At 74.2% G+C, this 5982-nt stretch carries 7 protein-coding genes; 5 read left to right on the top strand and 2 right to left on the bottom strand.

Annotated elements, in window-relative coordinates:
- Both aroA and IEZ12_RS05300 read right to left on the bottom strand, forming a co-directional pair.
- Nucleotides 1-1161 (bottom strand): 3-phosphoshikimate 1-carboxyvinyltransferase (aroA, locus tag IEZ12_RS05305; protein WP_229847259.1); only part of this gene is annotated, 1161 nt, incomplete at its 3' end.
- Between the two features lie 28 nt (nt 1162-1189).
- Nucleotides 1190-1894: a M50 family metallopeptidase gene (locus IEZ12_RS05300; protein ID WP_189271025.1), complete on the bottom strand. Its 705-nt coding sequence runs from the start codon at nt 1892-1894 to the stop codon at nt 1190-1192.
- 110 nt (nt 1895-2004) lie between these two features.
- Here IEZ12_RS05300 and IEZ12_RS05295 point away from each other — a divergent pair, with 110 nt between their 5' ends.
- The 5 genes from IEZ12_RS05295 to IEZ12_RS05275 all read left to right on the top strand — a co-directional run.
- Nucleotides 2005-2742, top strand: a complete 738-nt coding sequence (locus tag IEZ12_RS05295; protein ID WP_189271024.1) for an SOS response-associated peptidase — start codon at nt 2005-2007, stop codon at nt 2740-2742.
- A gap of 27 nt (nt 2743-2769) precedes the next feature.
- On the top strand, nt 2770-3390 hold the full coding sequence (locus IEZ12_RS05290) for an alpha/beta hydrolase family protein (protein WP_189271023.1): 621 nt from the start codon (nt 2770-2772) through the stop codon (nt 3388-3390).
- Nucleotides 3391-3629: 239 nt separating this feature from the next.
- Complete coding sequence (locus IEZ12_RS05285; RefSeq protein WP_043916813.1) at nt 3630-4376, top strand: sigma-70 family RNA polymerase sigma factor; 747 nt, start codon at nt 3630-3632, stop codon at nt 4374-4376.
- The gene (gene rsrA / locus IEZ12_RS05280) at nt 4373-4732 is read left to right on the top strand and encodes a mycothiol system anti-sigma-R factor (RefSeq protein WP_189271022.1); all 360 of its coding nucleotides are present in this window, start codon (nt 4373-4375) and stop codon (nt 4730-4732) included. Before IEZ12_RS05285 ends, rsrA begins: the two co-directional genes overlap by 4 nt.
- Nucleotides 4733-4910: 178 nt before the next feature.
- A partial coding sequence (locus tag IEZ12_RS05275; protein ID WP_229847258.1) for an HD-GYP domain-containing protein occupies nt 4911-5982 on the top strand: 1072 nt, incomplete at its 3' end.

Genomic DNA, 5982 nt, shown 5'->3' with positions numbered 1-5982 from the left:
GCGGATCCGCAGGCCGTCCTCGGTCTCCGAGACGTCGCCGCCGAGGTCGTTGATCTCCTTGGCGAGCGCGGCCAGTCGGTCGGTCTCGTGCAGGCGCAGGTGGGAGATGCCGTACAGGTGGGACTCGGAGTCGGCGAGGGCTGCGACGGCGGCGATCACCGGGGTCAGCTCGCCCACGTCGTGCAGGTCCACCTCGATGCCGTGGATCTTGCCGGTGCCGGTGAACTCCAGCCCCTCGTCCACGCTGTGCTTGTTCACAAACCGGCAGGAGCCGCCCATCGCACTGAAGATGTCGCGGAGCTGGTCGCCGGGCTGGTAGGTGTGCTTGGGCCAGTCCCGGACGACGACCCGGCCGCCGGTGGCGAGGGCCGCGGCGAAGAACGGGGCGGCGTTGGACAGGTCCGGCTCGACCACCAGGTCGCGGCCGATCAGTGCGCCCGGGGTGACCCGCCAGACGTCCTTCTCGCCGCCGTCCTCGGGGGCGTCCACCTGGCCGCCGGCCTTGCGGATCATGTCGACGGTCATCCGGATGTGCGGCAGCGAGGGCACCGTCGCGCCCACGTTGCGGATCTCCACGCCGTGGTTGAAGCGGGCGCCGGACAGCAGCAGCGCCGAGATGAACTGCGAGGAGGACGAGGCGTCGACCTCCACCGGGCCGCCGTCCAGCGCGCCCGCGCCGTGCACGGTCAGCGGGAAGCCGCCGCGGCCGCCGTCGTCGATCCGGGCGCCGAGCGCGCGCAGCGCGTCGATCACGCCGTGCTGCGGGCGCTCGTGGCTGCGCGGGTCGCCGTCGAAGTGCACCGGGCCGTCCGCGAGGGTGGCCAGCGGCGGCAGGAAGCGCATCACGGTGCCGGCGTTGCCGACGTCCACCTGCGCCGGGCCGCGCAGCCGCTCGGCCGGGATGACCCGCCAGGCCTCGCCGCCGCCGGTGCCGCCGGACGCCTCGTTCACCGTCTCCTCGACCGTCACGCCCAGTGCCCGCAGGCCGTCCGCCATCAGCTGCGAGTCGCGGCTGCGCAGCGGGCGGCGCACCCAGCCCGGGCCGTCGGCGAGGGCGGCCAGCACCAGGGCGCGGTTGGTCGCGGACTTCGAGCCGGGGATCGTCACGGTGGCGTCCACGGCGGCGGTGGCGACGGGAGCGGGCCACAGGGAGTCGGTCATGTCGCCCAGTCTATGAGGCCCGGCCCCGCTACCGGGGAAGCAGCCAGGCCGCCCCGAGCCCCAGGCAGGCCAGCGCCACCACCAGGAACAGCGCCATCCAGGCCGTCGCCGGCACGCCCGTCAGCCCGGCCAGCTGGTCGGCGTCCGAGCCGGACGCGCCGCCGCGGCGCCGGGTGGAGAACAGCTCGACCACCGGGCGCGCCCCCGCCAGCAGGAGGAACCACACGCCCAGGTGGGCGAACGCGCCCTGCCACTCGGCGCTCCCGTACCGGCACACCGCGACGATCGCGCCGCCGGTGACCAGCACGGCCAGCACGCCGAACAGGTTCCGCAGGGTCAGCAGCATCGCCGCCAGCAGTGCGATGCCGATCCACAGCAGCGCGGTGGTCAGGCCCGCCCCCAGCAGGGCGGCGCCGCCCAGGCCGAGCAGCGACGGCGCCGGGTAGCCGGCCGCGAAGGTCAGCATCAGGCCGGGTCCGGTCCGCCGCCCGGAGGTCACCGTCAGCCCGGAGGTGTCCGAGTGCAGCCGGATGCCGGAGAGTCGGCGGCGGGTCAGCAGCGCCATCACGCCGTGCCCGCCCTCGTGCGCGATGGTCACCACGGTGCGGCTCAGCCGCCACACCGGGCGCATCGCCACCGCCAGCAGCGCCGCCGCCGCAGTGCCCCACACCAGCCAGTTCGGCAGGGCGGGCTGTACGGCCGTCACCCGGTCCCAGAGTTGTGCGAAGTCCATTCCGGTGGGCCTCCGATCGCCGTCGCTCGGTCCGGCAGCGTTTCACGGAAGGACGGGCGGCGACCAGCGACCGGTTCTGCGGGCGGGCCCGCTCTGGCAAGCTGAACGGCATGTGCGGCCGCTTCGCCTCCTCCACCGACCCCGCCGAGCTGGTCCGGCACTTCGGCGTCCGGCAGTGGGACCCCACCGAGACGCTGGCCCCGAGCTGGAACGTCGCCCCGACCGCGTCCGCCTTCGCCGTGCTCGACCGCGCGCCCCGCGGCGAGCGCCGGCCGGTGCGTCAACTGCGGGTGCTGCGCTGGGGGTTGGTGCCGGCCTGGGCGAGCAGCCCGGACACCGCCGTGAAGATGATCAACGCCCGGGCGGAGACCGTCCACGAGAAGCCCGCCTACCGGCAGGCGTTCGCCTCGCGGCGGTGCCTGATACCCGTCGACGGGTACTACGAGTGGCAGACCGCCCCCACCGACGACGTCTCCCGGCCACCCCGCCGCCCCTACTTCGTCTCCCGCGCCGACGGCGCCCCGCTGGCGCTGGCCGGACTGTACGAGTTCTGGCGCAACCGGGCCGTGCCCGGCGACCACCCCGACGCCTGGCTGGTCACCTGCACTGTGGTCACCACCGCCGCCGAACCGCTGCTCGCCCCCGTCCACGAACGGATGCCGCTGTACCTCGGCCCCGACCGCTGGGACGCCTGGCTCGACCCCCGTGCCGAGACCGCCGACCTCACCCCGCCGCCGCCCGGCGAGCTGCGCATCCATGCCGTGCCCGACGAGGTCGGCTCGATCCGCAACAACCACCCCGGCCTGACCAGGCGACTCACCGAGGACGACCGCACCACGCTGTTCTGAGCGCGTCCTCTCTATACGCTCGGCGCCATGCAGCGGATCATCACCACCCCCGCCGGCGACGCCCGGCTCCACTGGTTCCGGGCCGAGGCCCCGCGCGCCGTCCTGCTGCTCGGGCACGGCGCGGGCGGCGGCATCGAGGCGCCCGACCTGCAGGCGCTCGCCGCGGCGCTCCCGACGGCGGGCGTCACCGTGGTGCTGGCCGAGCAGCCCTGGCGGGTGGCCGGCCGCAAGCTCGCTCCCGCCCCGAAGATCCTCGACGCCGGCTGGCCCGCGCAGTTCGCCGCCGCGGCCGAGGAGGGGCTGCCGGTGTTCGCGGGCGGCCGCAGCGCGGGGGCCCGGGTGGCCTGCCGCACCTCCGCCGGGCTCGGCGCGGCGGGCGTGCTGGCGCTGGCCTTCCCGCTGCACCCGCCGGGTCGGCCGGAGAAGAGCCGGGCCGGGGAGCTGCTGGAGACCGGCCTGCCCACCCTGGTGGTGCAGGGCGGCGCGGACACCTTCGGCGCCCCGGAGGAGTTCCCGGCCCTGCCGGACACCCACCGCCTGGTCGAAGTGCCGTACGGCTCGCACGCGTTCAAGGTGCCGAAGAAGGCGCCGCTCGGCCAGGACGAGGCGCTGGCGCTGATCACCGGGGCGGTGGCCGGCTGGCTCTGAACCCCGGTCCGGAGTGCGGGAATGTCTCGTCGCCGTGAGCGGTTGCACGAGTCGTCAGAAGATGCGCCGGTGGAAAGGCAGGGTTCATGGGTTCGATCGCGTGCCCCGAGCGGTCCGAGGAGCGGGCTTCGCTCGTACCGGACTGGTCGCAGTGGGTTGCCGCGGGCGAGAAGCCGGTCAGCCCGATATCCTCGCTTCCGGGTCGGCCCGTGGTGGGCCGAGTGCAGCTGACCGAGGAGGTGGGTCCGGTCGTCGGGACCGATGACGCGGCCGTGTCTGGTGCTTCAGGCACCGACCAGGGCCGTCCGGAGGGCGAACAGCTCACCGGGGACGAACTGGCCGAGGCGATCGGCGAGGACACCTTCCGGGTGTCCGAGAGCGAGAGCGAGACGGCCAGGCGCGCGCGCTTCGAGCGCGACGCGCTGGGTTTCCTGGACCCGATGTACTCGGCGGCCCTGCGGATGACCCGCAACCCGGCCGACGCGGAGGACCTGCTCCAGGAGGCGTTCGCCAAGGCGTACGCGTCGTTCCACCAGTTCCGCGAGGGCACCAACCTCAAGGCCTGGCTCTACCGCATCCTCACCAACACGTTCATCAACTCGTACCGCAAGAAGCAGCGTGAACCGCAGCGCACCGCGGCCGAGGAGATCGAGGACTGGCAGCTCGCGCGCGCCGAGTCGCACATGTCGACGGGGCTGCGCTCCGCCGAGGCGCAGGCGCTCGACCACCTGCCGGACAGCGACGTGAAGGACGCCCTGCAGGCGATCCCGGAGGAATTCCGGATCGCGGTGTATCTCGCGGACGTCGAGGGCTTTGCGTACAAGGAGATCGCGGACATCATGGGTACACCCATCGGTACGGTGATGTCCCGACTGCACCGTGGTCGCCGCCAGTTGCGCGGCATGCTGGAGGACTACGCCCGCGAGCGGGGGCTGGTCCCGGCCGGTACCGGTGCAGGGCACGAAGCGAAGGGCGCGGGCTCATGAGCTGCGGCGATCCGCACGAGACCGAGTGCGGAGAGGTGCTCGACCACCTCTACGAATTCCTCGACAACGAGATGCCCGAGGGCGACTGCGCCAAGCTGCGGGTGCACTTCGACGAGTGCTCGCCGTGCCTGGAGAAGTACGGCCTCGAACAGGCGATCAAGGCGCTGATCAAGCGCTCGTGCGGCTGCGACGACACGCCCGCCGACCTCCGGGCGAAGGTGCTGGCCCGGATCGACTCGATCCGCGCGAGCCAGCGCCCCGGCGAGGGCCCGACCGTCGAGGTGTCCTCGGTCGGCGTGGAGATGACGGTCGAAGGCGCGGCCGGTCATGGCTCCGCCGTCGCCACTGCGGAGTGATTACTCACTCGATCGAGTGAGCTGTCGCTGCTCCGGCTGCGGCAATCCGCGATCGTGCGCCCCGTCCGGGTGGCCGGGCCCTATTCTCTGACGAGTCCTCACGTCGGAGGGCCCGGTACGGGCTGGGGAGGCCGAGATCGCCAGCGAACGCGAGCGCATCGCCCTGCCGGGGCGGGCCATGGTCTACCTGGCCGCCGTGGTGACGGCGGCGCTCGCCGCGCTGCTGCCGCTGTCGGCGATCGGGCCCGGACTCGCCTGGCCCCGGGTCGCGCTGCTGTCGCTGCTCCACCTCTGTCTGGAGTCGCTCGCCCAGGGCGCCCGCACGCCGTGCGCCCGGGTGTGGCGGTGGCTGCGCGGCCGGCCCGGGCCGGAGAGCCCGGCGGACCCGCGCGGCAGCGGCTTCTTCCCGGTGCTGTTCGCCGGCGTGCTGATGCTCCCCCCCGCCGCCGCGGCCCTGGTCGCGCTGCCCGGGGCGCTGCTCGGCCCGGCCCAGCAGCCGCGCGCCCTGCGCCGGGTGTGGAACGCCGCCCAGCTGGCGCTGGCCGCCGCCTGCTCCGCCGAGGTGTTCCGGCTGCTCGGCGGCTCCCGGCTGCTGCTGGGCACCCGCTTCCCCGGCGCGGCCCTCGGCGCGCTCGCCGCGATCCTGACGTTCTGCCTGGTCAACGGCGTGCTGGTGGCCGGCATGGTGCGGCTGACCTGCGGCTCGGCCGGCCACGGCGTGATCCGCAAGCTGCACCGGGCGGCGCCCGCGGCGCTGCTGCACGGCGCGGGCGGGCTGATGGTCGCGGTGCTGTGGCAGGGCCCGTACGGGGCGTTCGCGGCGGTGCTCGGACTGTTGCCGCTGACCATCACCGCCTGGCTGTCCGCGCAGGGCCACCGCGAGCGGTCCGCGCACCGGGCCACCGTGCAGGCGCTGGTGCAGGCCGTGGAGATCAAGGACGCCTACACCCGCGGCCACAGCGAACGGGTCGGCCGGGCCTCGGTGCTGATCGCCCGCCAGCTGGGCCTCGCCGAGGACCGGATCCGCACCCTGCACTTCGCCGGCACCCTGCACGACGTCGGCAAGCTCGCGGTGGCCACCGAACTGCTGCGCCGCAACGGGCCGTTGACGGTGGCGGAGCGGCGGGCCGTCGAGGTGCACCCGGTGTTCGGGCACGAGCTGGTGCGGCAGCTGGACTTCCTCGGCGAGGGGCGCGACGGCATCCTGCACCACCACGAGCGGATCGACGGCCGCGGCTACCCGCACGGCC

This window comes from Kitasatospora griseola (genome assembly GCF_014648555.1).
GTDB lineage: Bacteria > Actinomycetota > Actinomycetes > Streptomycetales > Streptomycetaceae > Kitasatospora > Kitasatospora griseola.
Note: the sequence above shows the minus strand (reverse complement) of the source record. Positions and strands in the feature narration are given on the sequence as shown.